This is a genomic window from Pseudomonas sp. S36 (assembly GCF_016647875.1).
Classification (GTDB): Bacteria; Pseudomonadota; Gammaproteobacteria; order Pseudomonadales; family Pseudomonadaceae; genus Aquipseudomonas; species Aquipseudomonas parafulva.
The window spans coordinates 23,369-48,992 of sequence record NZ_JACVVG010000024.1 but is presented as its reverse complement, the minus strand read 5'-3'; the positions used below and the strand labels follow the sequence as shown (position 1 = coordinate 48,992).

23 protein-coding genes are annotated in these 25,624 nt (G+C 60.8%); 15 read left to right on the top strand and 8 right to left on the bottom strand.

Features of this window, described 5'->3' with window-relative positions; translation table 11 throughout:
- Window position 1: 1 nt before the first annotated feature.
- Both etfB and IAE36_RS14775 read left to right on the top strand, forming a co-directional pair.
- Entirely contained in the window at window positions 2-772 is a 771-nt protein-coding gene (gene etfB, locus IAE36_RS14780) for an electron transfer flavoprotein subunit beta (RefSeq protein ID WP_201213154.1), read from the top strand.
- 208 nt (window positions 773-980) lie between these two features.
- Window positions 981-1,724 (top strand): RHS repeat-associated core domain-containing protein, encoded by a 744-nt coding sequence (locus tag IAE36_RS14775; RefSeq protein WP_328822868.1) that lies wholly within the window; start codon window positions 981-983, stop codon window positions 1,722-1,724.
- A 49-nt stretch (window positions 1,725-1,773) separates the two neighbouring features.
- Here IAE36_RS14775 and gbcA read toward each other — a convergent pair whose 3' ends face one another.
- Entirely contained in the window at window positions 1,774-3,066 is a 1,293-nt protein-coding gene (gbcA, locus tag IAE36_RS14770) for a glycine-betaine demethylase subunit GbcA (protein ID WP_028635283.1), read from the bottom strand.
- A 294-nt stretch (window positions 3,067-3,360) separates the two neighbouring features.
- On the opposite strand from gbcA, the gene gbcB reads away from it, so the two are divergent.
- From gbcB to IAE36_RS14750, 4 genes are all read left to right on the top strand, one after another.
- Entirely contained in the window at window positions 3,361-4,461 is a 1,101-nt protein-coding gene (gbcB, locus tag IAE36_RS14765) for a glycine-betaine demethylase subunit GbcB (RefSeq protein ID WP_028635282.1), read from the top strand.
- A gap of 178 nt (window positions 4,462-4,639) precedes the next feature.
- Window positions 4,640-4,870, top strand: a complete 231-nt coding sequence (locus IAE36_RS14760; protein WP_028635281.1) for a hypothetical protein — start codon at window positions 4,640-4,642, stop codon at window positions 4,868-4,870.
- The gene (locus tag IAE36_RS14755) at window positions 4,867-5,169 is read left to right on the top strand and encodes a cell division protein ZapA (RefSeq protein WP_028635280.1); all 303 of its coding nucleotides are present in this window, start codon (window positions 4,867-4,869) and stop codon (window positions 5,167-5,169) included. Before IAE36_RS14760 ends, IAE36_RS14755 begins: the two co-directional genes overlap by 4 nt.
- Window positions 5,170-5,318: 149 nt before the next feature.
- Complete coding sequence (locus IAE36_RS14750; protein ID WP_080667910.1) at window positions 5,319-6,164, top strand: RHS repeat-associated core domain-containing protein; 846 nt, start codon at window positions 5,319-5,321, stop codon at window positions 6,162-6,164.
- A gap of 115 nt (window positions 6,165-6,279) precedes the next feature.
- Here the strand turns inward: IAE36_RS14750 and IAE36_RS14745 are convergent, their stop codons facing one another.
- Window positions 6,280-7,320 carry a threonine aldolase family protein gene (locus IAE36_RS14745; RefSeq protein WP_201213153.1) on the bottom strand — a complete coding sequence of 347 codons (1,041 nt, stop codon included), beginning with the start codon at window positions 7,318-7,320 and terminating at the stop codon, window positions 6,280-6,282.
- Window positions 7,321-7,674: 354 nt separating this feature from the next.
- Here IAE36_RS14745 and IAE36_RS14740 point away from each other — a divergent pair, with 354 nt between their 5' ends.
- The 7 genes from IAE36_RS14740 (at window position 7,675) to fdhA (ending at window position 16,674) form a co-directional block, all read left to right on the top strand.
- Window positions 7,675-8,928, top strand: coding sequence for a serine hydroxymethyltransferase (locus tag IAE36_RS14740; protein WP_028635278.1), 1,254 nt, complete (start codon window positions 7,675-7,677; stop codon window positions 8,926-8,928).
- Window positions 8,929-8,943: 15 nt separating this feature from the next.
- Window positions 8,944-10,194 carry a sarcosine oxidase subunit beta family protein gene (locus tag IAE36_RS14735; RefSeq protein WP_028635277.1) on the top strand — a complete coding sequence of 417 codons (1,251 nt, stop codon included), beginning with the start codon at window positions 8,944-8,946 and terminating at the stop codon, window positions 10,192-10,194.
- A gap of 14 nt (window positions 10,195-10,208) precedes the next feature.
- Window positions 10,209-10,544 (top strand): sarcosine oxidase subunit delta, encoded by a 336-nt coding sequence (locus IAE36_RS14730; RefSeq protein WP_028635276.1) that lies wholly within the window; start codon window positions 10,209-10,211, stop codon window positions 10,542-10,544.
- The gene (locus IAE36_RS14725; RefSeq protein ID WP_028635275.1) at window positions 10,541-13,558 is read left to right on the top strand and encodes a sarcosine oxidase subunit alpha; all 3,018 of its coding nucleotides are present in this window, start codon (window positions 10,541-10,543) and stop codon (window positions 13,556-13,558) included. Before IAE36_RS14730 ends, IAE36_RS14725 begins: the two co-directional genes overlap by 4 nt.
- A 128-nt stretch (window positions 13,559-13,686) precedes the next feature.
- On the top strand, window positions 13,687-14,319 hold the full coding sequence (locus IAE36_RS14720) for a sarcosine oxidase subunit gamma (RefSeq protein ID WP_028635274.1): 633 nt from the start codon (window positions 13,687-13,689) through the stop codon (window positions 14,317-14,319).
- 11 nt (window positions 14,320-14,330) lie between these two features.
- Window positions 14,331-15,188 (top strand): formyltetrahydrofolate deformylase, encoded by an 858-nt coding sequence (gene purU, locus IAE36_RS14715; protein WP_028635273.1) that lies wholly within the window; start codon window positions 14,331-14,333, stop codon window positions 15,186-15,188.
- Window positions 15,189-15,474: 286 nt separating this feature from the next.
- Window positions 15,475-16,674, top strand: coding sequence for a formaldehyde dehydrogenase, glutathione-independent (fdhA, locus tag IAE36_RS14710; protein WP_201213152.1), 1,200 nt, complete (start codon window positions 15,475-15,477; stop codon window positions 16,672-16,674).
- Between the two features lie 82 nt (window positions 16,675-16,756).
- On the opposite strand, the gene IAE36_RS14705 is transcribed toward fdhA, so the two are convergent.
- Both IAE36_RS14705 and IAE36_RS14700 read right to left on the bottom strand, forming a co-directional pair.
- Window positions 16,757-17,671, bottom strand: a complete 915-nt coding sequence (locus IAE36_RS14705) for an RHS repeat-associated core domain-containing protein (RefSeq protein WP_201213151.1) — start codon at window positions 17,669-17,671, stop codon at window positions 16,757-16,759.
- Window positions 17,672-18,082: 411 nt separating this feature from the next.
- Window positions 18,083-18,979, bottom strand: coding sequence for an RHS repeat-associated core domain-containing protein (locus IAE36_RS14700; protein WP_201213150.1), 897 nt, complete (start codon window positions 18,977-18,979; stop codon window positions 18,083-18,085).
- Between the two features lie 215 nt (window positions 18,980-19,194).
- On the opposite strand from IAE36_RS14700, the gene IAE36_RS14695 reads away from it, so the two are divergent.
- On the top strand, window positions 19,195-19,761 hold the full coding sequence (locus tag IAE36_RS14695) for a DUF2780 domain-containing protein (RefSeq protein ID WP_201213149.1): 567 nt from the start codon (window positions 19,195-19,197) through the stop codon (window positions 19,759-19,761).
- Between the two features lie 66 nt (window positions 19,762-19,827).
- Here IAE36_RS14695 and IAE36_RS14690 read toward each other — a convergent pair whose 3' ends face one another.
- Complete coding sequence (locus tag IAE36_RS14690) at window positions 19,828-20,715, bottom strand: acyltransferase (protein WP_028635272.1); 888 nt, start codon at window positions 20,713-20,715, stop codon at window positions 19,828-19,830.
- 182 nt (window positions 20,716-20,897) lie between these two features.
- Between IAE36_RS14690 and rloA2 the strand changes: the two genes are divergently transcribed.
- Entirely contained in the window at window positions 20,898-21,398 is a 501-nt protein-coding gene (gene rloA2, locus IAE36_RS14685) for a retropepsin-like aspartic peptidase RloA2 (protein ID WP_201162164.1), read from the top strand.
- A 66-nt stretch (window positions 21,399-21,464) separates the two neighbouring features.
- Here the strand turns inward: rloA2 and IAE36_RS14680 are convergent, their stop codons facing one another.
- The 3 genes from IAE36_RS14680 to IAE36_RS14670 form a co-directional block, all read right to left on the bottom strand.
- Window positions 21,465-22,088 (bottom strand): glutathione S-transferase, encoded by a 624-nt coding sequence (locus IAE36_RS14680; RefSeq protein ID WP_201213147.1) that lies wholly within the window; start codon window positions 22,086-22,088, stop codon window positions 21,465-21,467.
- A 3-nt stretch (window positions 22,089-22,091) separates the two neighbouring features.
- The gene (msrA, locus tag IAE36_RS14675) at window positions 22,092-22,760 is read right to left on the bottom strand and encodes a peptide-methionine (S)-S-oxide reductase MsrA (RefSeq protein ID WP_201162160.1); all 669 of its coding nucleotides are present in this window, start codon (window positions 22,758-22,760) and stop codon (window positions 22,092-22,094) included.
- Between the two features lie 154 nt (window positions 22,761-22,914).
- Window positions 22,915-25,602 (bottom strand): putative bifunctional diguanylate cyclase/phosphodiesterase, encoded by a 2,688-nt coding sequence (locus tag IAE36_RS14670; RefSeq protein WP_060483591.1) that lies wholly within the window; start codon window positions 25,600-25,602, stop codon window positions 22,915-22,917.
- Window positions 25,603-25,624: the final 22 nt, after the last annotated feature.

Genomic DNA, 25,624 nt, shown 5'->3' with positions numbered 1-25,624 from the left:
CATGAGTACGAAAGTCATCAGCCTGGTCTCGATCGGCGCCCACCCAAGCTCGGGTCGTGCGCGCCGCGCCGAGCAGGATTCACGTGCAGTGGAGCTGGGCCTGCAACTGGCCGGCGGGGATCTGCAGGTTGTGCATGCAGGCGACCCTCACGAGGAAGCCCTGCGCGGTTACCTGGGGATGGGCCTGGAACACCTGGATGTGCTTGAGCAACCCGATGGCGCCGATGTGCTGGGGGTGCTGGGTGATTACCTGCGCGGTGCCGGTGCACAACTGGTGCTTACCGGCAGCCAGGCCGAAACGGGGGAGGGGTCTGGCATGCTGCCGTTCCTGCTCGCCGAAAAGCTGGGCTGGCCGCTGGTGGTGGGGCTAGCCGAGGTGGAGTCCATCGAAAACGGCACAGCACAGGTGTTGCAAGCACTGCCACGCGGCCAGCGTCGGCGTTTGAAGGTACGCCTGCCGCTGTTGGCCACGGTCGACAACGCCGCGCCCAAACCGCGCCAAAGCGCCTTCGGGCCCGCACGCCGCGGTGTACTGGCGGCGCAGGACGTGCAGGTGGTGGACGATGAACTGCTGGGCGAAGAGGCCCTGCAGCCGGCGCGCCCACGGCCCAAGCGGTTGAAGGTGATCAAGGCCAAAAGCGGCGCCGACCGCATGAAGGCTGCAACGGCCAAGGCCAGTGGTGGTGGGGGCAAGGTGCTGAAGGACGTCACCCCGCAGGAAGGTGCCGAGGCCATTCTGAAGTTGTTGGTGGAGGAAGGTGTGCTGCGCTGATTGGCGTGGCTTGCCACTGAACCCGCGAGGCATCCAGCGCAGTGGCTGGCACCGGCTTTGCCGGTGATCGCGGGTAAACCCGCTCCCACAGGGAACAATTGCAGCTCGGGATGCGCCCCCTGCGCGACCTGTTATTTCTGCCAGTACGCGAACTTGCACACCCTCATTACGCTGTCCACATGGCCCTGAAAACTGTGGACGACATAACGTGAAAAACTGGCGTTGCACCGACAAGCAACAATCACTGGCAAATAGGCGACATTTCCAATCGGTGACCTACACACCCTATGGTGCTGTCAGTGCCAACCGATCGCCGACCCTTGCTTTCTGCGGTCAGGCTCTGGATCCGATTACACGTAGTTATCCGCTAGGGAATGGTCATCGCTTCTACAGCCCAACGCTGATGCGGTTCATAAGTCCCGACTCGCTAAGCCCATTTGGCAAGGGTGGAATCAGCACGTATGCCTACTGCAAAGGCGACCCGATAAATCATGTTGACCCTACCGGCCAGTACCCGGCAATCATTACGCCCATCAGAAGCATCGTTGCAGGTGTTGTCAACCTGACCATAAGCATAGTGAAAGTGTTCCGAAACTACCGTATGGAGCGAAACTTCGCGCCAAGTACCGGTTACCCGGCAAGCCGCTCTGGGGTCGTCACGTACGGCACGCCGGAAGAGAATATCTCAACATGGACTATTAAAGATAAGGTGTTGTCTGGCGTTGGTGTGGTCAGCGCCTCGGTGAGTATTGGCACTTCCATTGCGCGGTTGACGCCGCCGACGACTGAAGCATTGATGTGGGTCGACTTCGGAATGGCTACAGTTGCCACGACGCTGTCTGTGTATGAGCTCTATAACATGGCCACCTCACCAATCCCGCAACGCTATCCCATACAGCCGGTTGCTTATCAAGTGCGAGGAGGAACACCCCAAGGAGAGCTACGGGTGTGAAGAGGCCACGCTCCGGTCTGTTGCCGAAGCATGGCGGATGCAACAAATCTTACTGGGCCAACACTTCCTTCAGATACGGCGCAGGCTCTGCCCCCAGGTTGTTCAGCAAGCGCCCGCTGTACCAGTCGATGAAGTTCACCACACCAAACTCGTAGGTTTTGGAGTAAGGGCCCGGCTGGTAGGCCGTGGAGTTGATACCGCGCTGGTTCTCTTCGGCCAGGCGGCGGTCCTGGTCGTTGGTGGCGTCCCACACCTTGCGCATGTTCTCTGGGTTGTAGTCCACACCTTCTACGGCATCCTTGTGCACCAGCCACTTGGTGGTGACCATGGTTTCCTGGGCGCTGATCGGCCACACGGTGAACACGATCATGTGGTCGCCCATGCAGTGGTTCCAGGAGTGGGGCAGGTGCAGGATGCGCATCGAGCCCAGGTCTGGGTTCTTGATGCGGCCCATCAGTTTCTGGCAGGCCTGCTTGCCATCCATGGTCATCGACACGGTGCCCTTGAGCAGCGGCATGCGCACGATACGGTTACGCAGGCCATGGCTCTTGTGCAGGTACGGGATTTTCTCGGCTTCCCAGGCAGCGGCAGAGGCAGCCACGTGGTCCTTGAACTCCTGGCTGGCGCGTGGGTCGTTGGTGTCGTCCCATTCCAGCAGGGTTTGCAGCAGTTCTGGGTGCGAACCGTTGCAGTGGTAGCACTCACGGTTGTTTTCCAGCACCAGCTTCCAGTTGGCTTTTTCCATCAAGGTGGTTTGCACCGCCACCTTGGTGTTTTCCATGTCGTACGGTTCCATGTAGTGGTCCAGCGTGGCCAGGAACTCGTCGATGGCTGGCGGGTTTTCCGCCAGGCTGATGAAGATGTAGCCGCCAGCCACTTTCACATTGACCGGCTTGAGGCCGTACTGCTTCATGTCGAAGTCGGCGCCCATCTCGGTGCCGGCGAACAGCAGGCGGCCGTCGAGCTCGTAGGTCCACTGGTGGTAAGGGCACACCAGTTTCGCCACCTTGCCCTTTTCGCTGACGCACAGGCGCGAGCCGCGGTGGCGGCAAACGTTGTGGAAGGCATGCACCTTGCCCTCGGTACCCCGCACCACGATGATCGGGTTCTTGCCGATCTGCAGGGTGAGGTAGTTACCCTTGGCCGGGATCTCGCAGGTCATGCCAGCGATCAGCCACTCTTTGTGGAAGATCTCCTGCATGTCGATCTGGAACAGACGCTCGTCGGTGTAGAAAGGCTGGGGCAGCGAGTAGGTGCGCTCGCGGGTCTGCAGCATCTCGGCGGTGGCCTTGCGTGCAGGTTCCAGTGGATCGCCCAGGCTCAGGGTTGCGGTGACGTCCATCGTGTATTCCTCGGGGCCGTTTGCGGCCGGCAAAAGGTGGCTAATCGTTGTTGTGGTGCCGCAAGGCTGTTAACCATGAACAGCGTGTTGTTTTGCGGTGGAGTGTGCGTCCGAAGGCGGCGTGAACCGTATCCATGGGCGACATGGCCGAATTGAATTACGACGCCGCAGCCCTTGCAGTGCGGGGCTGGTCGCGATAAGTACGCCGATGTCGCTGGCAGGAATGTTCATGGCTTCAAGCTTGCGCATCATCCAAGCCATAAAAAGGCCAATAGTCGGCTGCTGGAGATGAACATGTCCGATACCTTTCTCAATCCGGTCACTACCCAGACCTGGGCCAACGGCCGCCACATCGTGCGCTGCGTCAAGGTCATCCAGGAGACCTGGGACGTGCGCACCTTCTGCTTCATGGCAGACCAGCCGATCATGTTCTTCTTCAAGCCCGGGCAGTTCGTGACCCTGGAGCTGGAAATCGAAGGCAAGCCGGTGATGCGTTCCTACACCATCTCCAGTTCGCCGTCGGTGCCGTACAGTTTCTCCATCACGGTAAAGCGCGTGCCGGGTGGCTTGGTGTCCAACTTCCTGCACGACACCATGCACGAAGGTGCCGAGCTGCCGGTGCACGGCCCGGTCGGCCTGTTCAACGCCATCGACTTCCCGGCCGCCAAGGTGCTGTACCTGTCCGGTGGCGTCGGCATCACCCCGGTGATGTCCATGGCCCGCTGGTTCTATGACACCAACGCCAATGTGGACATGGTGTTCGTGCACAGCGCCCGCTCACCGAAAGACATCATCTACCACCGCGAGCTGGAGCAGATGGCCTCGCGCGTGCCCAACTTCAGCCTGCACATCATTTGCGAGAAACACGGTTTGGGCGAGCCCTGGGCGGGTTACCGTGGCTACCTGAACCAACGGCTGATGGAGTTGATTGCCCCCGACTACATGGAGCGCGTGGTGTTCTGCTGCGGCCCCACCCCGTACATGACGGCGGTCAAGCGCATGCTCGAGGCGGTGGGCTTCGACATGGACAACTACCACGAGGAGTCCTTCGGGGCGACCCCGGCCGAGGCCAAGGCCGACGCCGTGGAGCACGCCGAAGCGGCGGCAGACGCGCCAGAAGTGGACGCTGCCGACCTCAACCTGGTGGAATTCATCGGCAGCGAGAAGAGCATCCGTATCGCCCCCGGCGAAACCGTGCACGCTGCAGCGGCCAAGGTCGGCCTGATGATCCCGAAAGCTTGCGGCATGGGCATTTGCGGTACCTGCAAGGTGCTCAAGCTGGGTGGCGAAGTGGAAATGGAGCACAACGGCGGTATCACCGAGGAAGATGAAGCCGAGGGATACATCCTGTCGTGCTGCAGCGTGCCGAAAGGGGATGTGCGCATCGATTATTGAGGGCCAGGCTGGGTTGGTTTTGTGCAGCCTGACTGACCGGTGGTTGACTCAGGTCGGAACAAGCAGGTGGATACCCTGTCAATCTGCGGGGCGGAAACCTTGTGAATCCGATATTTAATGGCGATGGGCGGCACTTTTCTTTATCGTGTGCGCCCCTCGCAACAACTGAGATAGACCCATGCTTGAAGCCTCCCTCAATCAAATCGAGCAGCTGGTCAGCGACCTGATGCAAAAGAACGCTCAACTCACCGAGCAGAACACCACCCTGGGCCAGGAACTGGCCAAGGCAAAGGAAGAGAACGAAACCCTGCAGCTGTCGCTGATGGAGCAGGAAGAGCAGAACGGCAGCACTGCAGCCCGCCTGCAGGCCTTGCTGGAGCGTGCCAACGCGGGTGCAGTGGGCGCATGACGCTGCAAGCGCAACCGATCAATGTTGTGTCGATCCTGGGCAACGACTATTCGATCAAGGCGCCTGAAGGCCAGGAGGCAACCCTCGCCCAGGCGGTACAGATGCTCAACACCGCATTGGCCCAGACCAAGCGCCAGTACCCCACGCTGATCGGTGACAAATTGCTGGTGCTGGCGGCATTGAACCTGTGTTCTCAGCAAATTCAGCTGAAGATCGATCACAAAAGTGACCTGGAGCGGGCTCAGGCACGTATCGACGCGACAGTCGATGTTATTGCTCGCACGATGAGTGAAAGCTGACTTACCGCTAAGCGACTAGGTCGGGCACTAGATTGCCTATTGCAGACCCTCGGTGGCAAGGGGGTTTGCTAACCATCATTTCTGTCAGTTTCAACATCGACTTGCTTTGCGCAAGAATAAGCATCTTGATGGCGAGGTTGTGAGATTTCATGATGGTCGAAAAAAATACAGTATCGAGGGCTGCCCGATCTGTGCCGGCATTGGAGGGTGGAGCCACGACCGTTGGCTATACGGCCTACGGCTATCTTCGACCCGGGGCAAGAGCCATCCATTTAGGTTTCAATGGCCAGGTCTTTAATCATGGCACTGGCGGGTATGCGCTCGGGAATGGATACAGAATTTACAGCCCGACCTTGATGCGTTTTCAAGCCCCTGATGAACTCAGCCCGTTCGAAGCCGGGGGTTTGAATAGCTATGCTTACGTCGCCAACGATCCGGTCAATCAGCAGGACCCGACCGGACGTGTAGCCGAGCGGAGAGCACTTCAGCGTCGCAATTCCACTGGCCGATCAACTCCAGATAAACGATGGAGCCGTCCAATTATCTCCAGCAGGGCATGGGATGTAGAGAATCAGCTGCCACAGCGTGGTCACGCTGGCCCTCAGCCAATTAGCGGTCATCCCCGCCCTGCATCCCTCTGGTATGAAGACGAATCGAGACCTCAGCCGTTTAGGTCTCTAAAAAAGGCCTCCCCACTCGAACGCCTTCTGTTGGAGCGCAGCCCTGCAACTGATGCGTTGCTGCAAAAATTGCCTGTTGGAGATCTGAAGAATTTAGGCGGCAGCTCCAGGACTACCGCGTCCTCGGTGGTACATCACCTGACCAGAAGCGGCGCCTCACCGCAACACATTCACCTCGCTCATCAGCTCGCATTTGAACCCTCTCTTAAATCTTGGGTGGAGCATGCGGCCCATCGAGTATTGATGAAGGCGGAGCCTGAATTGAGCAGAACTCCGCAACAAGCGGTTGAGCAAATTCGTCAACACATCGTTTAATGGCAGGTCAAACGCCGGGCACACGGGTTTAGCACTCAACCGTAACCAGCGTTACAGAGATACTGATGTAGTCTGCACGATGCTAACGTAGCCTTAGGCTGTGCTCACATAATTGTCAGCAGTTTAAGAAACTGCGTATATCTGCCGCCAACTCCCGCACCCGTGTTTCTTCGGTATCCCAAGAGCACATGAAGCGCGCGCCGCCGCTGCCGATGAAGGTGTAGAACCGCCAGCCCTTGTTGCGCAATGCTTCGAGGGCAGGTTCGGGCATTTGCAGGAACACGCCATTGGCCTCTACCGGGAACATCAGCTGTACACCTGGCAAATCGCTCACCAATGACGCCAGCAACTGCGCGCAGCGGTTGGCATGGGCGCTGTAGCGCAGCCAGGCGCCGCCTTCCAGCAGGCCGACCCAGGGGGCGGAGAGGAAGCGCATTTTCGACGCCAGTTGCCCGGCCTGCTTGCAGCGGTAGTCGAAGTCTTCGGCCAGTTGGCGATTGAAGAACAGGATGGCCTCGCCAACCGCCATGCCATTCTTGGTACCGCCAAAGCACAACACATCGACGCCGGCTTTCCAGGTGATTTCTGCCGGGCTGCACCCCAGAAATGCGCAGGCATTGCTGAAGCGCGCACCGTCCATGTGCAGGTTGAGGCCCAGCTCCTTGCAGGTGGTGCTGATGGCCTTCAGCTCGTCGGGCCGGTAGACGGTGCCCACTTCAGTGGCCTGGGTGAGGGTCACCACCCGAGGCTTGGGGTAGTGGATGTCCTGGCGCTTGAGGGCCACTTCGCGGATCGACTGTGGGGTCAGCTTGCCGTTCACACTGGGCGCGGTCAGCAGCTTTGAGCCGTTGGAGAAGAACTCGGGTGCACCGCACTCGTCGGTTTCGACGTGGGCAGTCTCGGAGCAGATCACGCTGTGGTAGCTCTGGCACAGCGAGGCCAGGGCCAGCGAGTTGGCGGCGGTGCCGTTGAAGGCGAAGAACACTTCGCAGTCGGTTTCGAACAGCTTGCGAAAGTGCTCGGCGGCGCGTTCGGTCCACTGGTCGTCGCCGTAAGCGCGGTCGTGGCCATGGTTGGCCTGCTCCATGGCGGCCCAGGCTTCGGGGCAGATGCCGGAGTAGTTGTCGCTGGCAAATTGTTGGCTCTTGTCTGTCATGGCACTGTCCTTTGAACGACGCAGAGCAGCACTCTAAACCATCGTTTTGGCAGTTGCCTATACAAGCTGTGCATTGTCGAGTATCTGGTTGTCTGGGCTGGCCTCTTCGCGGGTAAACCCGCTCCCACAGGGCCAGTACAACCTTCCAGAGCTCTGCTGTACCAGTGGGAGCGGCGGTGCGGCGATCCGATTTACCCGCGAAGAGGCCGGCAGCACCCGCAAAAAAACGAATGTCGTAAACGCGCCATTGCAAGGCGTGCGCAGGCATCTGACACGCCCCCGCCAGTCATACCATCGCCGCAAAGGGTCGTTGAACCCTCCGAACAAAAAATGATCGCTGCCGGGAGAGACAAGATGTTCAGCAAGCAAGACCAGATCCAGGGTTACGACGATGCACTGCTGGCGGCGATGAATGCCGAAGAACAGCGGCAGGAAGATCACATCGAGCTGATCGCCTCGGAGAACTACACCTCCAAGCGCGTGATGCAGGCCCAAGGCAGCGGCCTGACCAACAAATACGCCGAAGGCTACCCGGGCAAGCGCTACTACGGCGGCTGCGAGCACGTCGACAAAGTCGAGGCGCTGGCCATCGAGCGCGCCAAGCAGCTGTTCGGCGCCGATTACGCCAACGTCCAGCCGCACTCCGGCTCCTCCGCCAACAGCGCCGTGTACCTGGCACTGCTGCAGCCGGGCGACACCATCCTGGGCATGAGCCTGGCCCACGGTGGCCACCTGACCCACGGTGCCAAAGTGTCGTCGTCGGGCAAGCTGTACAACGCCGTGCAGTACGGCATCGACACCAACACCGGCCTGATCGACTACGACGAAGTCGAGCGCCTGGCGGTCGAGCACAAGCCGAAAATGATCGTTGCCGGCTTCTCGGCCTACTCCAAGACCCTCGACTTCCCACGCTTCCGCGCCATTGCCGACAAAGTCGGTGCGCTGCTGTTCGTGGACATGGCCCACGTTGCCGGCCTGGTAGCCGCTGGCTTGTACCCGAACCCGATCCCGTTCGCCGATGTGGTCACCACCACTACCCACAAGACCCTGCGCGGCCCACGTGGCGGCCTGATCCTGGCCAAGTCGAACGAAGAAATCGAGAAAAAGCTCAACGCCGCCGTATTCCCGGGCGCCCAGGGCGGCCCGCTGATGCACGTGATCGCCGGCAAGGCGGTGTGCTTCAAGGAAGCGCTGGAGCCTGAGTTCAAGAGCTACCAGAAGCAAGTCATCGAAAACGCCCAGGCCATGGCCCAGGTGTTCGTCGACCGTGGCTACGACGTGGTGTCTGGCGGTACCGACAACCACCTGTTCCTGGTCAGCCTGATTCGCCAGGGCCTCACCGGCAAAGACGCCGACGCTGCCCTGGGCCGCGCGCACATCACCGTCAACAAGAACGCCGTGCCCAATGACCCGCAGTCGCCGTTCGTGACCTCGGGCCTGCGTATCGGCACCCCGGCCGTGACTACCCGTGGCTTCAAGGTGGCCCAGTGCGTGGCCCTGGCCGGCTGGATCTGCGACATTCTCGACAACCTCGGTGACGCTGACGTGGAAGCCGATGTGGCGAAGAACGTCGCGGCCCTGTGCGCAGATTTCCCTGTTTACCGCTGAGTGGAGTCCCACACCATGCAACGTTACTCGGGCTTCGGCCTTCTCAAGCACTCCCTCAGCCACCACGAGAACTGGCAGCGCATGTGGCGCACGCCCACGCCGAAAAAGGTGTACGACGTGGTCATCGTTGGCGGTGGCGGCCATGGCCTGGCCACGGCCTACTACCTGGCCAAGGAGCACGGCATCACCAACGTGGCGGTGATCGAAAAAGGTTACCTGGGCGGCGGCAACACCGCCCGTAACACCACCATCGTGCGTTCCAACTACCTGTGGGACGAGTCGGCGCACCTGTACGAACACGCCATGAAGCTGTGGGAGGGCCTGTCCCAGGACCTCAACTACAACGTCATGTTCTCCCAGCGAGGCGTGTACAACCTGTGCCACACCCTGCAGGACATGCGTGACTCCGAGCGCCGCGTCAGTGCCAACCGCCTGAACGGCGTGGACGGCGAGCTGCTGAACACCGCCCAGGTGGCGGCCGAGATCCCGTACCTGGACTGCTCCAAGAACACCCGCTACCCGATTTTGGGTGCCACCGTGCAGCGCCGTGGCGGCGTGGCCCGTCACGATGCCGTGGCCTGGGGCTTCGCCCGTGCAGCAGACGCCCTGGGCGTGGACCTGATCCAGCAGACCGAAGTCACAGGTTTCCGCAAGGAAAACGGCGCGGTCATCGGCGTTGAAACCAACAAAGGTTTCATCGGCGCCAAGCGCGTCGGTGTGGTCACCGCCGGTAACTCCGGGCACATGGCCAAGCTGGCCGGCTTCCGCCTGCCGCTGGAATCGCACCCGCTGCAAGCCCTGGTATCCGAGCCGATCAAGCCGATCATCGACAGCGTGATCATGTCCAACGCCGTACACGGCTACATCAGCCAGTCCGACAAGGGCGACCTGGTGATCGGTGCCGGTATCGACAGCTGGGTCGGCTACGGCCAGCGCGGCTCGTACCCGGTGATCGAGCACACCCTGCAGGCCATCGTCGAGATGTTCCCCAACCTGTCCCGCGTGCGCATGAACCGCCAGTGGGGCGGCATCGTCGACACCTCGCCGGACGCCTGCCCGATCATCACCAAAACCCCGGTCAAGAACATGTTCTTCAACTGCGGTTGGGGTACTGGCGGCTTCAAGGCGACCCCGGGTTCGGGCAACGTCTTCGCCGCGAGCCTGGCCAAGGGCGAAATGCACCCACTGGCTGCGCCGTTCTCCATGGACCGTTTCTACAACGGCGCACTGATCGACGAACACGGCGCTGCCGCCGTCGCCCACTAACCGGAGACACCGTCATGTTGCATATTTTCTGTCCCCACTGCGGCGAGCTGCGCTCCGAAGAAGAGTTCCACGCCTCTGGCCAGGCGCACATCGCCCGCCCGCTGGACCCCAGCGCCTGCTCCGACGAGGAGTGGGGCACGTACATGTTCTACCGTGACAACCCGCGCGGTATCCACCATGAGCTGTGGGACCACGTTGCCGGCTGCCGTCAGTACTTCAACGTCACCCGCAACACCGAGACCTACGAGATTCTGGAAACCTACAAGATTGGCGAGAAGCCGCAGGTCAGCGCCCGTGAACACACGCCTGAGCGCTCGGCTGCTGTAAACGAACGGGGAGTCAACGTATGAGCCAGACCTATCGCCTCGCCAGCGGCGGCCGCATCGACCGCAGCAAGGTGTTGAACTTCACCTTCAACGGCAAGACCTACCAGGGCTATGCCGGCGACAGCCTGGCGGCCGCACTGCTGGCCAACGGCGTTGACATCGTGGGCCGCAGCTTCAAGTACTCGCGCCCCCGCGGCATCATCGCGGCAGGTACCGAAGAGCCGAACGCCATCCTGCAGATCGGCTCCAGCGAAGCCACCCAGATCCCCAACGTGCGTGCTACCCAGCAGGCCCTGTATTCGGGCCTGGTTGCCACCAGCACCAACGGCTGGCCGAACGTCAACAACGACGTCATGGGCATCCTCGGCAAGGTAGGCGGCAGCATGATGCCGCCGGGCTTCTACTACAAAACCTTCATGTACCCCAAGTCGTTCTGGATGACCTACGAGAAGTACATCCGCAAGGCTGCCGGCCTGGGCCGTGCACCGCTGCAGAACGACCCGGACAGCTACGACTACATGAACCAGCACTGCGACGTGCTGATCGTGGGTGCCGGCCCTGCTGGCCTGGCCGCTGCCCTGGCCGCTGCGCGCAGCGGTGCCCGGGTGATCCTGGCTGACGAACAGGAAGAGTTCGGCGGCAGCCTGCTCGACACCCGTGAAACCCTCGACGGCAAACCGGCTGCCGAGTGGGTCAGTGCGGTGGTGAAAGAGCTCGAAGGCCTGCCGGAAGTGACCCTGCTGCCACGCGCCACGGTCAACGGCTACCACGACCATAACTTCCTGACCATTCACGAGCGCCTCACCGACCACCTGGGTGACCGTGCGCCGATCGGCCAGGTACGCCACCGTGTGCACCGCGTACGCGCCAAGCGTGTCGTGCTGGCGACCGGTGCCCACGAGCGCCCGCTGGTCTATGGCAACAACGACGTGCCGGGCAACATGCTGGCCGGTGCCGTGTCTACCTACGTGCGTCGCTACGGCGTGGCGCCGGGCCGCAAGCTGGTGCTGTCGACCAACAACGACCACGCTTACCGTACCGCGCTGGACTGGCACGACGCCGGCCTGCAGGTGGTGGCCATCGCCGATGCGCGCCACAACCCGCGTGGCTCGCTGGTGGAAGAAGCACGTGCCAAGGGTATCCGCATTCTCACCTCCAGCGCCGTGATCGAGGCCAAGGGCAGCAAGCATGTTACCGGTGCCCGCGTGGCAGCCATCGATGTGCAGGCACACAAGGTCACCAGCCCAGGCGAAACCCTCGAGTGCGACCTGATCGCCACTTCCGGCGGCTACAGCCCGGTGGTTCACCTGGCTTCGCACCTGGGCGGTCGCCCGGTATGGCGTGACGACATTCTGGGCTTCGTGCCGGGCAAGGCCCCGCAGAAACGTGAATGCGTGGGTGGCATCAACGGTGTATACCCGCTGGGTGACGCCATTGCCGATGGCTTTGAGGGCGGCGTGCGCGCGGCCACCGAAGCCGGTTTCAAGGCCACCGTCGGCACCCTGCCAAAAACCGTGTCGCGCAAGGAAGACGCCACTGTGGCGCTGTTCCAGGTGCCGCACGACAAGGGCACTGCCCGTGCACCCAAGCAGTTCGTCGACCAGCAGAACGACGTCACTGCCGCGGCCATCGAGCTGGCCACCCGCGAGGGCTTCGAGTCGGTCGAGCACGTCAAGCGCTACACCGCACTGGGCTTCGGTACCGACCAGGGTAAACTGGGCAACATCAACGGCCTGGCCATCGCTGCCCGTTCGATGGGCATCACCATCCCGGAAATGGGCACCACCATGTTCCGCCCCAACTACACGCCGGTCACCTTCGGTGCGGTAGCGGGCCGGCACTGTGGTCACCTGTTCGAACCGGTACGCTTCACTGCCCTGCATGCCTGGCACGTGAAGAACGGTGCCGAGTTCGAAGATGTCGGCCAGTGGAAACGCCCGTGGTACTTCCCCAAGGCCGGCGAAGACATTCATGCAGCCGTTGCCCGTGAGTGCAAGGCCGTGCGTGACAGTGTCGGTTTGCTGGACGCCTCGACCCTGGGCAAGATCGACATCCAGGGGCCGGATGCCCGTGAGTTCCTCAACCGCATCTACACCAACGCCTGGACCAAGCTCGATGTGGGCAAGGCCCGCTACGGCCTGATGTGCAAGGAAGATGGCATGGTATTCGACGACGGCGTAACCGCCTGCGTTGGCGATAACCATTTCATCATGACCACCACCACCGGCGGCGCTGCACGTGTGCTGCAGTGGATGGAGCTGTACCACCAGACCGAATGGCCTGAGCTGAAGGTGTACTTCACCTCGGTCACCGACCACTGGGCCACCATGACCTTGTCCGGCCCCAACAGCCGCAAGCTGTTGAGCGAACTCACCGACATCGACATGGACAAGGAAGCCTTCCCGTTCATGACCTGGAAGGAAGGCAACGTGGGTGGGGTACCGGCGCGGGTGTTCCGTATTTCGTTCACCGGTGAGCTTTCCTACGAGGTCAACGTACAGGCCAACTACGCCATGGGCGTACTCGAGCAGATCATCGAGGCTGGCAAGAAGTACAACCTGACCCCGTATGGCACCGAAACCATGCACGTGCTGCGCGCCGAGAAGGGCTTCATCATCGTGGGCCAGGATACCGATGGTTCGATGAACCCGGACGACCTGAACATGAGCTGGTGCGTGGGCCGCAACAAGCCGTTCTCGTGGATCGGCCTGCGTGGCATGAACCGTGAAGACTGCGTGCGCGAGAACCGCAAGCAACTGGTAGGCCTGAAGCCGATCGACCCCACCAAGTGGCTGCCTGAAGGCGCGCAACTGGTGTTCGACCCCAAGCAAGCCATTCCGATGGACATGGTCGGCCACGTGACCTCCAGCTACGCCGCCAACTCCCTGGGCTATTCGTTTGCCATGGGCGTGGTCAAGGGCGGCCTCAAGCGCATGGGCGAGCGCGTTTACTCGCCACAGGCAGACGGCAGCGTGATCGAGGCGGAAATCGTGTCTTCGGTGTTCTTCGATCCGAAGGGTGAGCGGCAGAACGTCTAAGTCCCCGGATGGCAAACGGTGCCGGGCGGGTAATGAGGTCCCTGTAGGAGCGGGTAAATCCACTCCTACAGGATGCACCACCCGCCATGGCACCGTACGCGACCTACAGAATTCAAGGCAGGTAAGAAATGAGCGCTATCAACGTCTTCCAGCAAAACCCCGGCGCCGAGGCCAAGGCCCAGTCGCCGCTGCACCATGCCGACCTGGCCAGCCTGGTGGGCAAGGGCCGCAACAATGCAGGCGTGATCCTGCGTGAACGCAAGTTCCTCGGCCACCTCACCCTGCGCGGTGACGGCCATAACCCGGAATTCGCCGCTGGTGTGCACAAGGCCCTGGGCCTCGAGCTGCCGGTCGCGCTGACCGTGGTCGCCAGCAACGACATGTCGCTGCAGTGGGTGGGGCCGGATGAGTGGCTGCTGATCGTACCCGGCGGCCAGGAACTGGCGGTGGAGCAAAAGCTGCGTGCTGCCCTTGAAGGCCAGCACATCCAGGTGGTCAACGTCAGCGGTGGGCAGAGCCTGCTGGAGCTGCGCGGCCCGAACGTGCGCGAAGTGCTGATGAAGTCCACCAGCTACGACGTACACCCGAACAACTTCCCGGTCGGCAAGGCTGTGGGCACCGTTTTCGCCAAGTCGCAACTGGTGATCCGCCGTACGGCCGAAGACACCTGGGAACTGGTGATCCGCCGCAGCTTCTCGGACTACTGGTGGTTGTGGCTGCAGGACGCATCGGCTGAGTACGGTCTGGCCATCGAGGCCTAAGGAGAAACACCATGAGTCGGGCACCGGATACCTGGATTCTCACCGCCGACTGCCCGAGCATGCTCGGTACCGTCGACGTGGTGACGCGTTATCTCTTCGAGCAACGCTGCTACGTCACGGAGCACCACTCCTTCGATGACCGGTTGTCAGGGCGGTTCTTCATCCGCGTGGAGTTTCGCGTACCTGACGGTTTTGACGAACACGGCCTGCGTGCAGGCCTGGCCGAACGCAGCCAGGCTTTTGGCATGGCCTTCGAGCTGACCGCGCCCAACCACCGCCCCAAGGTGGTGATCATGGTGTCCAAGGCCGACCACTGCCTGAATGACCTGCTGTATCGTCAGCGCATTGGCCAGCTGGCCATGGACGTGGTGGCGGTGGTGTCCAACCACCCCGACCTGGAGCCATTGGCCCACTGGCACAAGATCCCTTACTACCACTTTGCCCTCGACCCCAAGGACAAGCCCGGGCAAGAACGCAAAGTACTGCAGGTGATCGAGGACACGGGTGCCGAGTTGGTGATTCTTGCCCGGTACATGCAGGTGCTGTCGCCCGAGTTGTGCCGGCGCCTGGATGGCTGGGCAATCAACATTCACCACTCGCTGTTGCCTGGGTTCAAGGGCGCCAAGCCTTATCACCAGGCCTACAACAAGGGTGTGAAGATGGTCGGTGCCACCGCGCACTACATCAACAACGACCTGGACGAAGGGCCGATCATCGCCCAGGGCGTCGAAGTGGTGGACCACAGCCATTACCCCGAAGACCTGATCGCCAAGGGGCGTGACATCGAATGCCTGACGCTGGCGAGGGCGGTGGGGTATCACATCGAAAAACGAGTGTTCCTCAACGCCAACCGGACGGTTGTGCTCTAGCCTGTACCGGCCTCTTCTCGGCTAACGCCGCTCCTGCAAGTTGACGCGGTCCCTGTAGGAGCGGCTTTAGCCGCGAAAAGCTGGTACAGCTCACCGCCTCCGTCTGAGCCCTCTCTTACCCGCCAACGACACCCCTGCCGCTAAAAGGCATCTCCCTGTCGCTCCCAGTCAGTGCACCCCGCTTTATCCGGCCCACAATTCCCTTCATTCCAGTAACACATGCCGCCCATGGATGGCGGCGCGTTCAACCACCGCTGCATAAGTACAAATCAAGCGAGGTAAGAGCATGTCTGGTAACCGTGGAGTGGTGTATCTCGGCGCTGGCAAGGTCGAAGTACAAAAGATCGACTACCCCAAGATGCAAGATCCGCGCGGCAAGAAAATCGAGCACGGCGTGATCCTCAAGGTGGTTTCCACCAACATCTGCGGCTCTGACCAGCACATGGTCCGCGGCCGCACCACTGCCCAGGTCGGCCTGGTGCTGGGCCACGAAATCACCGGTGAAATCGTCGAGAAGGGCAGCGACGTCGAGCGCATGCAGATCGGCGACCTGGTATCGGTACCGTTCAACGTGGCCTGCGGCCGTTGCCGCTCCTGCAAAGAAATGCACACGGGTGTCTGCCTCACTGTCAACCCCGCCCGTGCCGGTGGTGCCTATGGCTATGTAGACATGGGCGACTGGACCGGCGGCCAGGCCGAGTACGTGCTGGTGCCATACGCCGACTTCAACCTGCTGAAACTGCCTGAGCGCGACAAGGCCATGGAGAAAATCCGTGACCTGACCTGCCTGTCCGACATCCTGCCAACCGGCTACCACGGTGCCGTGACTGCGGGCGTTGGCCCTGGCAGCACCGTTTACGTCGCGGGCGCTGGCCCGGTCGGCCTGGCTGCCGCTGCTTCGGCCCGCCTGCTGGGCGCCGCGTGCGTGATTGTGGGCGACCTCAACCCTGCGCGCCTGGCCCACGCCAAGTCCCAAGGCTTCGAAGTGGTCGACCTGTCCAAGGACACCCCGCTGCACGAACAGATCGTCGACATCCTCGGCGAGCCAGAAGTGGATTGCGCTGTCGATGCCGTTGGCTTCGAAGCCCGCGGCCATGGCCATGAAGGCGCCAAGCATGAAGCCCCGGCCACGGTGCTCAACTCGCTGATGCAGGTCACCCGTGTTGCCGGCCAGATCGGTATCCCCGGCCTGTACGTGACGGAAGACCCGGGTGCGGTGGATGCCGCCGCCAAGATCGGCGCACTGAGCATCCGCTTCGGCCTGGGCTGGGCCAAGTCGCACAGCTTCCATACCGGTCAAACCCCAACCATGAAGTACAACCGTCAGCTGATGCAGGCGATCATGTGGGACCGCATCAATATCGCTGAGATCGTTGGGGTGCAGGTGATCAGCTTGGATCAGGCGCCGGAAGGGTATGGCGAATTCGATGCGGGCGTGCCGAAGAAGTTTGTGATTGACCCGCACAGCACGTTTAGTGCTGCGTGAGGCGTTGAATAAGGACCCCTTGGCTGGTTGAGGGGTCCTTGTACTGCAGTCTGTTCATACATCGCTGCAGGGTGAGCGCTATCTAACGGGCGGTGCGAATCTTGTCCACCCAGAACACGATGTGATCTCTATCCATTTCAAATTTCGTTATTTTATTTCTGTAATAATTGACCTCGATGGTGGCTCTCCGCTCCAGATAGCTCAGGGTTCCTTGCATCCTGTCATTCGAGGGATAAAGTTGTTGTCTCTGTATAATATCGGAGCGCTCTTTTAGAACTTTATCGACTTTTGCTGTTTGTCGTTCGATATAGTGATCGAATTGATCAATCCGTTTAGTAAATTTGTCCAGGTTTTTCTTCGCCCCTGGGAGAAAAGTCTCCAGTTCCTTCAGGTAAGTTGTAACTGTTCTATTGTAAGAAGGAGGGGGTGGTCCTAGATCTACCGAGTTGTAATTTGGAGGGTCTAGAGACAGCTCGTGCTCCAGCTCTGAGGACGGGAGGTTTTTAAGTGCCTTTGGAAGGCGCGGGCGGCCTCGGAGTTTGGAAAATATGCGAAAAGCGCCTGATGGATCCGTATAATTGATCGGGTCCCCCCCACAATAATTGAAGGGGTTAATGCCGCCCTCACGGAAAGGGCTGAGAATGTCTGGCGACAGAAAACGCATGATGGCGGGGCTGTAAAGTCTGTATCCGTCCCCGAGGAGGTATTTCGCTGAAGGCTGCTGCCACATTTCACCATTAAACGCAAACGTGAAGCTGTTCAGCGTTGAGCCATAGCCATAGGCGGAGTAGTTATGTACTGCTGAATCGGCAAGTGAAGATCTCAATACCGATCCCGACTGGCTTGTTGCGTAAAGGTGGGTGGCATTCGGCGTTTGCATGGGGCGTTCAGCTAAAATTGCTTCATTGCTTCGAAAGACGCAGCGTGTGCGATTATCTGATTTGACAGTGGTTATTTTTTTATTCCGGTAGAAGTACATCGTTGGCTTGTTATTCATCTTTAGCGCCTCGTGAAATTCGCTCTCTTACGCTTCGCTCTGGAAGTGGCTGCTGGCTCGCGTTCACGGCACTGATCGCAAACAGTGTGTCATGGAAAACGCAGTTCGCTGACCAGCCGTGTTCAACGCTGACTGGCGGCCCGCCTTGAAGCTACTACAGCGCTGTAGGTATACGCGTGATCATCGGCAGCTCCCTTTCTCGGTGGGTCACAGCAAAAGTGTCCATGGCCTGCTGAGAAGAGGCAACTGACAGAACTATCAGGTCTGTCATCGGGTAGCTCCCACCTGCCACGTCGGTCACTTGGAAGCTAGGGCCTCGCGTGCAGCGCCACGTTTGTGTGCCCTCAGCTACACTGCAATTGACTTCGGCTGCCCCTGCGGGCCGTATCGCTACCGGGTAGCACGCTGGGCTCACTGCGCGTGTCTCACTCTGTCTCTTCCCGAACTGGGGTTTAAAACTACACTGCTTCTGTTGTAGGACATTGTGGACCCGTCAGATAGCGTGTACCCGTTCGTTTGGACGGTGATTTCATGTGTTGGGTAGTGTGCTCGCACAAGAATCCCTCCACCCGTTCGATAGACAACATAGGTTCCCTCACGGGAAGTTTCATACCGTAAAAATTTGCGCGAACCGGCGTCAGGTGCACTGATCAATGTTGAAGTCGTTGTACCTGCGGTCCTCGAATCATTCGACATCGGAGTCATTACGGTTTGTGAAGCCAGCCGCGACGGACCAGGTTGTGGCGAGCGCTGCCGGTCGTTCACAATGGCCATCTCGAAATTTGCGTGTTGAGGTGGTGGGTTTTTACCCTTGCCGAAAAACTTCTGAACCCTTCGAAAGGTCTTGATCAGCCACGAGAACTGCCCGGACGGATCGACGCGGTTGACCGGGTCACCCGATACGTACCCATAGGCATTCACACCACCCTTCCCAAAGGGCGACAGCTCATCCGGTTGGAGAAACCGACTCATCCTTGGATCACGATAGCGTTTACCGTTGCCCATGCACATCAAGTGGGTGATGGCATCATGAAATTCGCCATCGAACCTCAGTAACAACTCGCTGTGCGACAAGGCATAGCCATACACATCATAAGTGATGGGCTGCCCCTGGCGGTTTTGCAGGGCGTTGAGCACAGACGCTTTCTCATCCGAAGCCAGTAGCAACGAGGCGTGCGGCGGCTCTGTGCTCAATTGGGCGAGCGGTAGTCGTCCAGCGCGTAGCAAGGATGTAGCGCCGCGTGCATGGACCACTGTGACAAGATGCTTGCCAGCATGGAACATCCGGTGATTGGTATCTTTCAACATGACACAGCTCCCCATTATGAACAGGATGATCGTTACAGCGGCTGCGTCGAGTGTTTGACGACTATCGGTGAGCCTCAACTGGCAAAAGTATCAGTGAGCCTCCGTAGGCGGTGGTTCGTTATGCCGTTTCAGCCGACGCGCGGCCTGAAACATTCCCCTGGACTTCCAGTCCAACACGTCGTTTCCGACCATTGTGGGCAACGAGGTCCGTTACGATGAAAGCACTCACCCTGGCAACCTTGATGACCCTGGCCGCTAGCCCGGTGTTCGCCTTCAACCTCAACGACGCTGCCAACGTCGTTTCGGCCATGCAGGGCGAGCAAGGCAACGTGCAGGCCCCGCAAGCGCAGGCCGACCTGCTCAACACCCTCGGCAGCGAACTCAAGATCAGCCCGGAACAGGCGCTAGGCGGCGCTGGCGCCATGCTGGGCCTGGCGCGCAACAACCTCAGTGGTGATGAATACGGCCAGCTGACCAAGGCGGTGCCCGGCCTGGACCTGCTGGCGGGCGCAAATGCACTGGGTAGCCTCAATGGACTCGGTGAACTGCTCGGTAAGCATACTGAGCAGCGCTCGGCGCTGAACAATGCGCTGGGCAATGTCGAAAACCGCAATGACCTGGACAGCGCGTTCAAGGCGTTGGGCATGGATACCGGCATGATCGGGCAGTTCGCGCCGTTGATTCTGCAGTACCTCGGGCAGCAAGGGATTGCCGGGTCGTTGTTGCAGCATCTGGGTAGCTTGTGGACGGCACCGGCGCCGTTAGTCCAGCCTTCGGTCTGACGGTCGGCGCGGGCACTGTGGGAGCGGGTTTACCCGCGAAGTTGCCCAAATCAGGCGGCGAATAGTTCAGCCCATTTCGCCCCGCAATTGCTCAATCCGCTGATCCTTCTCCACCCACAACCGGTTCACCCAGGCCTGCACAGTCTGGCGAAACTCCGGATCATTCTCATAATCCCCCGCCCACAGCGCCGGGTCCAGTTCGCGTACCTGAATATCAATGATCACCCGGCTGACACTGCCATTAAGCAGGTCCCAGAACCCTGGCGCCTTGTTGCCGGGGTACACGATGGTCACGTCCAGCAGGGCATCGAGCTGCTCACCCAGCGCCGCCAGCACGAAGGCCACACCGCCGGCTTTGGGTTTGAGCAGGTGGCGATAGGGCGATTGCTGTTCCAACCGCTTGGCTTCGGTGAAGCGGGTGCCTTCCAGGTAATTGACCACGGTCACCGGTTGGCGCCGGAACAGCTCACAGGCGGCCTTGGTGATTTCCAGGTCCTTGCCCTTGAGCTCGGGGTGCTTCTCCAAAAACGCCTTGCTGTAACGCTTCATGAAGGGGTAGTCCAGGCCCCACCAGGCGAGGCCCAGCAGCGGCACCCAGATCAGCTCTTTTTTCAGGAAGAATTTGAAGAACGGCGTGCGGCGGTTGAGGCTTTCGATCAGTGCGGGGATATCTACCCAGCTTTGGTGGTTGCTCACCGCCAGGTACGAAGTATCTTTGCGCAGGCTTTCGACACCGCGAATGTCCCACTGGGTAGGGATGCACAGGGCGAAGATGGCTTTGTCGATTTCCGACCAGGTTTCGGCCACCCACATCACTGCCCATGAGGCGTAGTCGCGGCCACGCCCTGGCAGCACCAGTTTGATCAGGGCGAATACCAGCAGCGGGCCGATCAACACCAGGGTGTTGAGCAGCAGCAGGGTGGTGGTGAGAATGCCGGTCAGCAGGCGACGCATAAGGAAACTCTTGTTGTGGGATGAAAACTGTTGGCAATGATAAGCAGGGCGTTGGCCTACGCCAAATGTCCAATGCGCTGCGATGAAGACAAATGTTTCACATTATGTTGGTTAGGCTTGCGACAGCGAACCTCTTCTGCCGGTGCAGTCTAAGCACCGACCCCTCTCAAGGAAGCTTGCCTGTGAAACCACTGTTTGCCCTGCTGTCACTGTTGGCGCTACCGGTGATGGCCGCCGAGCCTACCGTGTATGGACGTTACGAAAACATCGCACTGCCGGAGATCGGTGAAACGCTGAAAGCCAAGATGGACACCGGTGCCTACACGGCGTCGTTGTCGGCAAAGGACATCGAACGCTTCACCCGTGACGGCGAGGAATGGGTGCGTTTCCGCCTTGCCACCCAGGATGCGGACGGCAAGGTGTACGAGCACAAGGTATCGCGCATTAGCAAGATCAAGGCGCGCGCCGAAGAGGACGATGAAGGAGATGCGCCCGAGGCGACTAAACGGCCGGTGGTAGACCTTGAGCTTTGCCTGGGCGATGTGAAGCGTACGGTCGAGGTCAACCTTGTGGACCGTAGCCACTTCAACTACCCGCTGCTGGTGGGCGCCAAGGCCCTGCGCGAGTTCAAGGCTGCAGTCAACCCGGCGAAGAAATACACAGCGGGCAAGCCGGGTTGCTGAATAGGCTGAGGTTTGCGGCTTGAAAATGGGCTGGGGCCATCGCGGGCAGACCCGCGATGAGGCCGCTCACGCCACTGGAGCGGTCGCCACCATGGACGGCCGCAGGCTCACCTCGGCATACCACGCTGCCAACCCTGGCTGGCACTCCCGCCAGCCAAATTCGGGCTGGCGCAGGTCCAGATACCCCAGTGCACACGCCAAGCCAATGGCTGCCAGGTCGAACCCGGATGCCAACTCAGCCAGGTGCTCTCGCTCCAGGTTGGCAAGGCTGCGGCGGATTTTTTCGGCCTGAGCCTCCAGCCACCCACCCCAACGCTTGTCCTCAGGCCGCAAGAAGCTTTCGTAGCGGCTGGAAACCGCCGCATCCATGATTGCATCGGCCTGGGATGCCAGCGTCATGCGCCGCCAGCGGGCAGAGCCTTCCCGGGGCAGCAGCGGCTGGCCCACGTGCTGCTGGTCAAGGTATTCGCAGATGACCCGGCTGTCATGCAGCACGGTGCCGTCATCCAGGCGCAGGGCCGGGATCTTGCCGATCGGGTTGCCCTGGTTGAGCTGCGCATCACCGCTCACCGGGCTGATATCCACCGTGTGCAGTTTTACACGCTGCAGCTGGCCGGTTTCGTGCAACACCACCATGACCTTGCGCACGAATGGCGACAAGGGGGCGTGAAACAGGGTCATCGTGCTCATGCTTCAGTTACCCTGCAGGCTAGGCGGCAGGCACACGCCGGTACCGCCGATACCGCAGTAGCCCTGGGGGTTCTTGGCCAGGTACTGCTGGTGGTAGGCCTCGGCGAAGTACACCGTCGGTGCCTGGTCGATTTCAGTGGTGATTTCGCCGAAGCCAGCCTTGCTCAGTTCAGCCTGGAAGGCGTCGCGGCTGGCCTTGGCCTGTTCCAGCTGTTGCGGGCTGGTGCAGTAGATGGCCGAGCGGTACTGGGTGCCGACATCGTTGCCCTGGCGCATGCCTTGGGTGGGGTTGTGCAGTTCCCAGAACATGGCCAGCAGCTCACGGTAGCTGACCTTGTCCTTGTCGAACACCACCAGCACTACTTCGGTGTGGCCGGTCAGGCCCGAGCAGACTTCTTCGTAGGTAGGGTTTGGGGTGAAGCCGCCAGCGTAGCCAACCACCGTGCTGACCACACCTTCACGCTGCCAGAAGCGGCGCTCGGCGCCCCAGAAGCAACCCAGGCCGAAAATGGCGAAGTCGATAGCGCCTTCGAAGAAGGGGCCGAGTAGCGGCGTGCCTTCGAACACGTAATGGAATTCGGGCAGGCTCATTGGCGTTTCGCGGCCAGGCAGGGCCTGTTCCGCTGTAGGCATGACGTTTTTGTTCACCAGGATTTCCGAACGCAGGACCATGGCCGTTCCTCTGTGTTTTTTCAGTTGGATAGGGGCTGAGGCATTCGCGGGTAAACCCGCTCCCACAGGCCTTTAACAGTATTTGAAATCCGTGGTGGGCTTGTAGGCGAAGAGGCCCTCATGGGCTCTATAGTGCCCGAGGTTTATGCTGCTGTCAGGCCACCGGCCCGCGTGGGTAACGCTTCAATCGCTCGGCAAGCTCGCGCCCTGGAATCGGCCGGTCGAACAGGTATCCCTGGCCAATGTCGCAGCGGTGGCGGCGCAGAAACGCCAGCTGGGCGGGTGTTTCGATGCCCTCTGCCACCACTTTCAGCTTCAGGTTGTGCGCCATGGCCACCACCGCCGAGGTGATTTCCATGTCGTCCTGGTTGTCCGGGATATCATTGATGAAGCTGCGGTCGATCTTGAGGATGTCGATCGGAAACTTCTTCAGGTAGCTCAGCGATGAGTAGCCGGTGCCAAAGTCGTCCATGGCCAGGGTCAGGCCAAGGGCTTTCAGTTCATCCAGCTGGCGGTGCGTGTCGTCGCTGGCCTCCAGCAGCAGCCCTTCGGTCAGTTCCAGTTCCAGCAGGTGCGCCGGCAGCCCTTCCTCGCGAATGATGCTGCTGATCGAAGCCACCAGGTCCGGGTCGGAGAACTGCTTGGGCGACAGGTTGATGGCCACATGCAGGTTGCCCAGGCCGGCTTCGCGCAACGCTTTGCTCATGCGGCAGGATTGACGCACCACCCATTTGCCGATGGGGATGATCAGGCCGGTTTCTTCGGCCACGCTGATGAACTGGTCCGGGCGGATCATGCCGCGCTCGGGGTGGTTCCAGCGCAGCAAGGCTTCCAGGCCCAGCAGCCGGCCACTGCGCAGGCACAGCTTGGGCTGGTAGAACACCTCCAGCTCGTTCTGGGTCAGCGCGCGGCGCAGGTTGTTCTCGACGAACAGCTTGTAGCTGGCCTCGGCATTGAGCACCTCGGTGAACACCTGCACCTGGTGCTTGCCGTTGGCCTTGGCCTTGTGCAGGGCAAGGCCTGCGTTCTTCATCAGGCTGGTGGGGTCGGCGCCGTGCTGCGGCGCACTGGCCAGGCCCACCGAGGCGGTGACGTTGATCAACTGGTTGTCGACGAACATCGGTTTGTCGAGGGTATGCAGCAACTGCTGCGCCACGCTCTGGCCCGCTTCCAGGCTGGTGTCGTCGAGCAGCACGGCGAACTCGTTACTGGCGAAGCGCGCCAGGATGCCGCCGGCGTGCAGGCTGTTGCGCAAGCGCCTCGCCAGGCTGATCAGCAGCTTGTCGCCGGTGTGGTGGCCCAGGCTGTCGTTGATGCGCTTGAAGTTGTCGATGTCTACCAACAACAGGCACATGGCGTTTTGCACGTCGCGGGCGAAGCATTCGTCCAGGCTGCGGATGAAGGCAGGGCGGTTACCCAGGTTGGTCAGGTTGTCGGTGTAGGCCAGCCGCTCGATGCGCTGCTGCGCCAGCTTGGTCTGGGTGACGTCTTCGTAGATGCCGATGTAGTGAGTCAGCTCGCGGTTGTCGCCGTACACCTTGGAGATCGACAACTGGCCCCAGTAGGGCTCCAGGTTCTTGCGCCGGCTTTTGAATTCGCCCTGCCAGCTGTTGCCCATGGCCAGGCTGGAAGGGGAATCGAACAGCAGTTCGTTGAGGTTTTCCAGCGCGGGCAACTCACCCAGGTGGTGGCCCTGGACTTCATCGGTGCTGTACTGGGTAATGGCGGTGAAACTCGGGTTTACATATTCCACCTGGCCATCGCGGTTCACCAGCAGGAAGGCACTGGCACTTTGTTCCACCGCTCGCTGGAACAGGTGCAGCGCGCTGGTGGCTGCACGGCGGTTGTGGTTGGTGATCACTTGGGCGAACTGGTCGGCCAGCTCGCCGGCAAAGGCAATTTCGTCTGACTGCCAGGCGCGCGTCTGCCCGGTCTGCTCAAGGCACAGCACGCCTACCACCTGGCCGTCGACGCGGATACTGGCGTCTAGCATCGCCTTGTTGCCGGGGCCCATGCTTTGCAACAGGGCGCGGGTGCGGGGGTCGTGGCCGGCATTGTGGGCGTCGATGGCACGGCTGGCGTGCAGGGCGTCCAGGTAGTCGGGGAAGCGGCTGGCGTCAATGGCTTCGGGCTGGCGGTAGGCCTGCACGTCGCTGTACCAGGCGGTGATGGGTTCGAGGCGCTGGTCTTCCAGGTGCCAGATACCAGCGCAGTCGATCTTGTAGATTTCGCAAGCGCTGCGGGTGATCAGTTCGGCGGCTTCGAGCAGTGAGTTTTCGGCGCTGTACCGCTGGCGTGCCAGGCGCAGGATGAGGTCCTGCTGGCTGCGCACCCGCTCCAGGTGTTCCAGTTGTTCCTGCTGGGCACGCTGGTTCAGTTGCAGGGCCAATTGCAGACGGTTGTTGCGCGACTCAAGCTCACTGGCGGTCTCGCCGGTGTCTTCGGGGTGGTCGTCCAGCACGCTCAGGTAGCCGCGCAGCAGCTGACGGTTGTGTTGCTTGTAGCCTTCGCCCACTTCCAGCATGCGCAGTGAGGCGCTTGGGGTATGCAGGGTGTAGCGCACCCGGTAATAGGCACGCTGGGCCAATTGCAGTTGGATGTCGTCGTGCAGCCGGTAGCGGGCCTCAGGCTCCATCAGGCTGGCGTAGGGGGCATCCACCAGGGCGCACAAATCGCCGGCGTGCAGGCCAAACTGGCGTTCGCAGGCCGGGTCCAGGTACAGCAGCGACCAGCTTGCCTCGTTGAGCCTTTCGAACCGCAGCATACCCAGCCGCGACGGCACGGGTAACGGCGTGACGACCTCGGCCGCCACACGGCTGGCGGCATCGGTTTGGCTTTTCATCGAAGACTCGCTTGAAGAGGGA

Excerpts from the sequence above, each read along its gene's own strand:
- IAE36_RS14690 (WP_028635272.1), bottom strand. The coding sequence starts at position 20,715 with ATGCGTCGCCTGCTGACCGGCATTCTCACCACCACCCTGCTGCTGCTC.
- IAE36_RS14745 (WP_201213153.1), bottom strand. The coding sequence starts at position 7,320 with ATGACAGACAAGAGCCAACAATTTGCCAGCGACAACTACTCCGGCATC.
- IAE36_RS14760 (WP_028635281.1), top strand. The coding sequence starts at position 4,640 with ATGCTTGAAGCCTCCCTCAATCAAATCGAGCAGCTGGTCAGCGACCTG.
- purU (WP_028635273.1), top strand. The coding sequence starts at position 14,331 with ATGAGTCGGGCACCGGATACCTGGATTCTCACCGCCGACTGCCCGAGC.
- IAE36_RS14670 (WP_060483591.1), bottom strand. The coding sequence starts at position 25,602 with ATGAAAAGCCAAACCGATGCCGCCAGCCGTGTGGCGGCCGAGGTCGTC.
- IAE36_RS14730 (WP_028635276.1), top strand. The coding sequence starts at position 10,209 with ATGTTGCATATTTTCTGTCCCCACTGCGGCGAGCTGCGCTCCGAAGAA.
- IAE36_RS14705 (WP_201213151.1), bottom strand. The coding sequence starts at position 17,671 with ATGAATAACAAGCCAACGATGTACTTCTACCGGAATAAAAAAATAACC.
- IAE36_RS14735 (WP_028635277.1), top strand. The coding sequence starts at position 8,944 with ATGCAACGTTACTCGGGCTTCGGCCTTCTCAAGCACTCCCTCAGCCAC.
- etfB (WP_201213154.1), top strand. The coding sequence starts at position 2 with ATGAGTACGAAAGTCATCAGCCTGGTCTCGATCGGCGCCCACCCAAGC.
- IAE36_RS14680 (WP_201213147.1), bottom strand. The coding sequence starts at position 22,088 with ATGAGCACGATGACCCTGTTTCACGCCCCCTTGTCGCCATTCGTGCGC.
- fdhA (WP_201213152.1), top strand. The coding sequence starts at position 15,475 with ATGTCTGGTAACCGTGGAGTGGTGTATCTCGGCGCTGGCAAGGTCGAA.
- IAE36_RS14750 (WP_080667910.1), top strand. The coding sequence starts at position 5,319 with ATGATGGTCGAAAAAAATACAGTATCGAGGGCTGCCCGATCTGTGCCG.
- IAE36_RS14695 (WP_201213149.1), top strand. The coding sequence starts at position 19,195 with ATGAAAGCACTCACCCTGGCAACCTTGATGACCCTGGCCGCTAGCCCG.
- gbcA (WP_028635283.1), bottom strand. The coding sequence starts at position 3,066 with ATGGACGTCACCGCAACCCTGAGCCTGGGCGATCCACTGGAACCTGCA.
- IAE36_RS14740 (WP_028635278.1), top strand. The coding sequence starts at position 7,675 with ATGTTCAGCAAGCAAGACCAGATCCAGGGTTACGACGATGCACTGCTG.
- IAE36_RS14755 (WP_028635280.1), top strand. The coding sequence starts at position 4,867 with ATGACGCTGCAAGCGCAACCGATCAATGTTGTGTCGATCCTGGGCAAC.
- IAE36_RS14700 (WP_201213150.1), bottom strand. The coding sequence starts at position 18,979 with ATGTTGAAAGATACCAATCACCGGATGTTCCATGCTGGCAAGCATCTT.
- IAE36_RS14725 (WP_028635275.1), top strand. The coding sequence starts at position 10,541 with ATGAGCCAGACCTATCGCCTCGCCAGCGGCGGCCGCATCGACCGCAGC.
- msrA (WP_201162160.1), bottom strand. The coding sequence starts at position 22,760 with ATGGTCCTGCGTTCGGAAATCCTGGTGAACAAAAACGTCATGCCTACA.
- gbcB (WP_028635282.1), top strand. The coding sequence starts at position 3,361 with ATGTCCGATACCTTTCTCAATCCGGTCACTACCCAGACCTGGGCCAAC.
- IAE36_RS14720 (WP_028635274.1), top strand. The coding sequence starts at position 13,687 with ATGAGCGCTATCAACGTCTTCCAGCAAAACCCCGGCGCCGAGGCCAAG.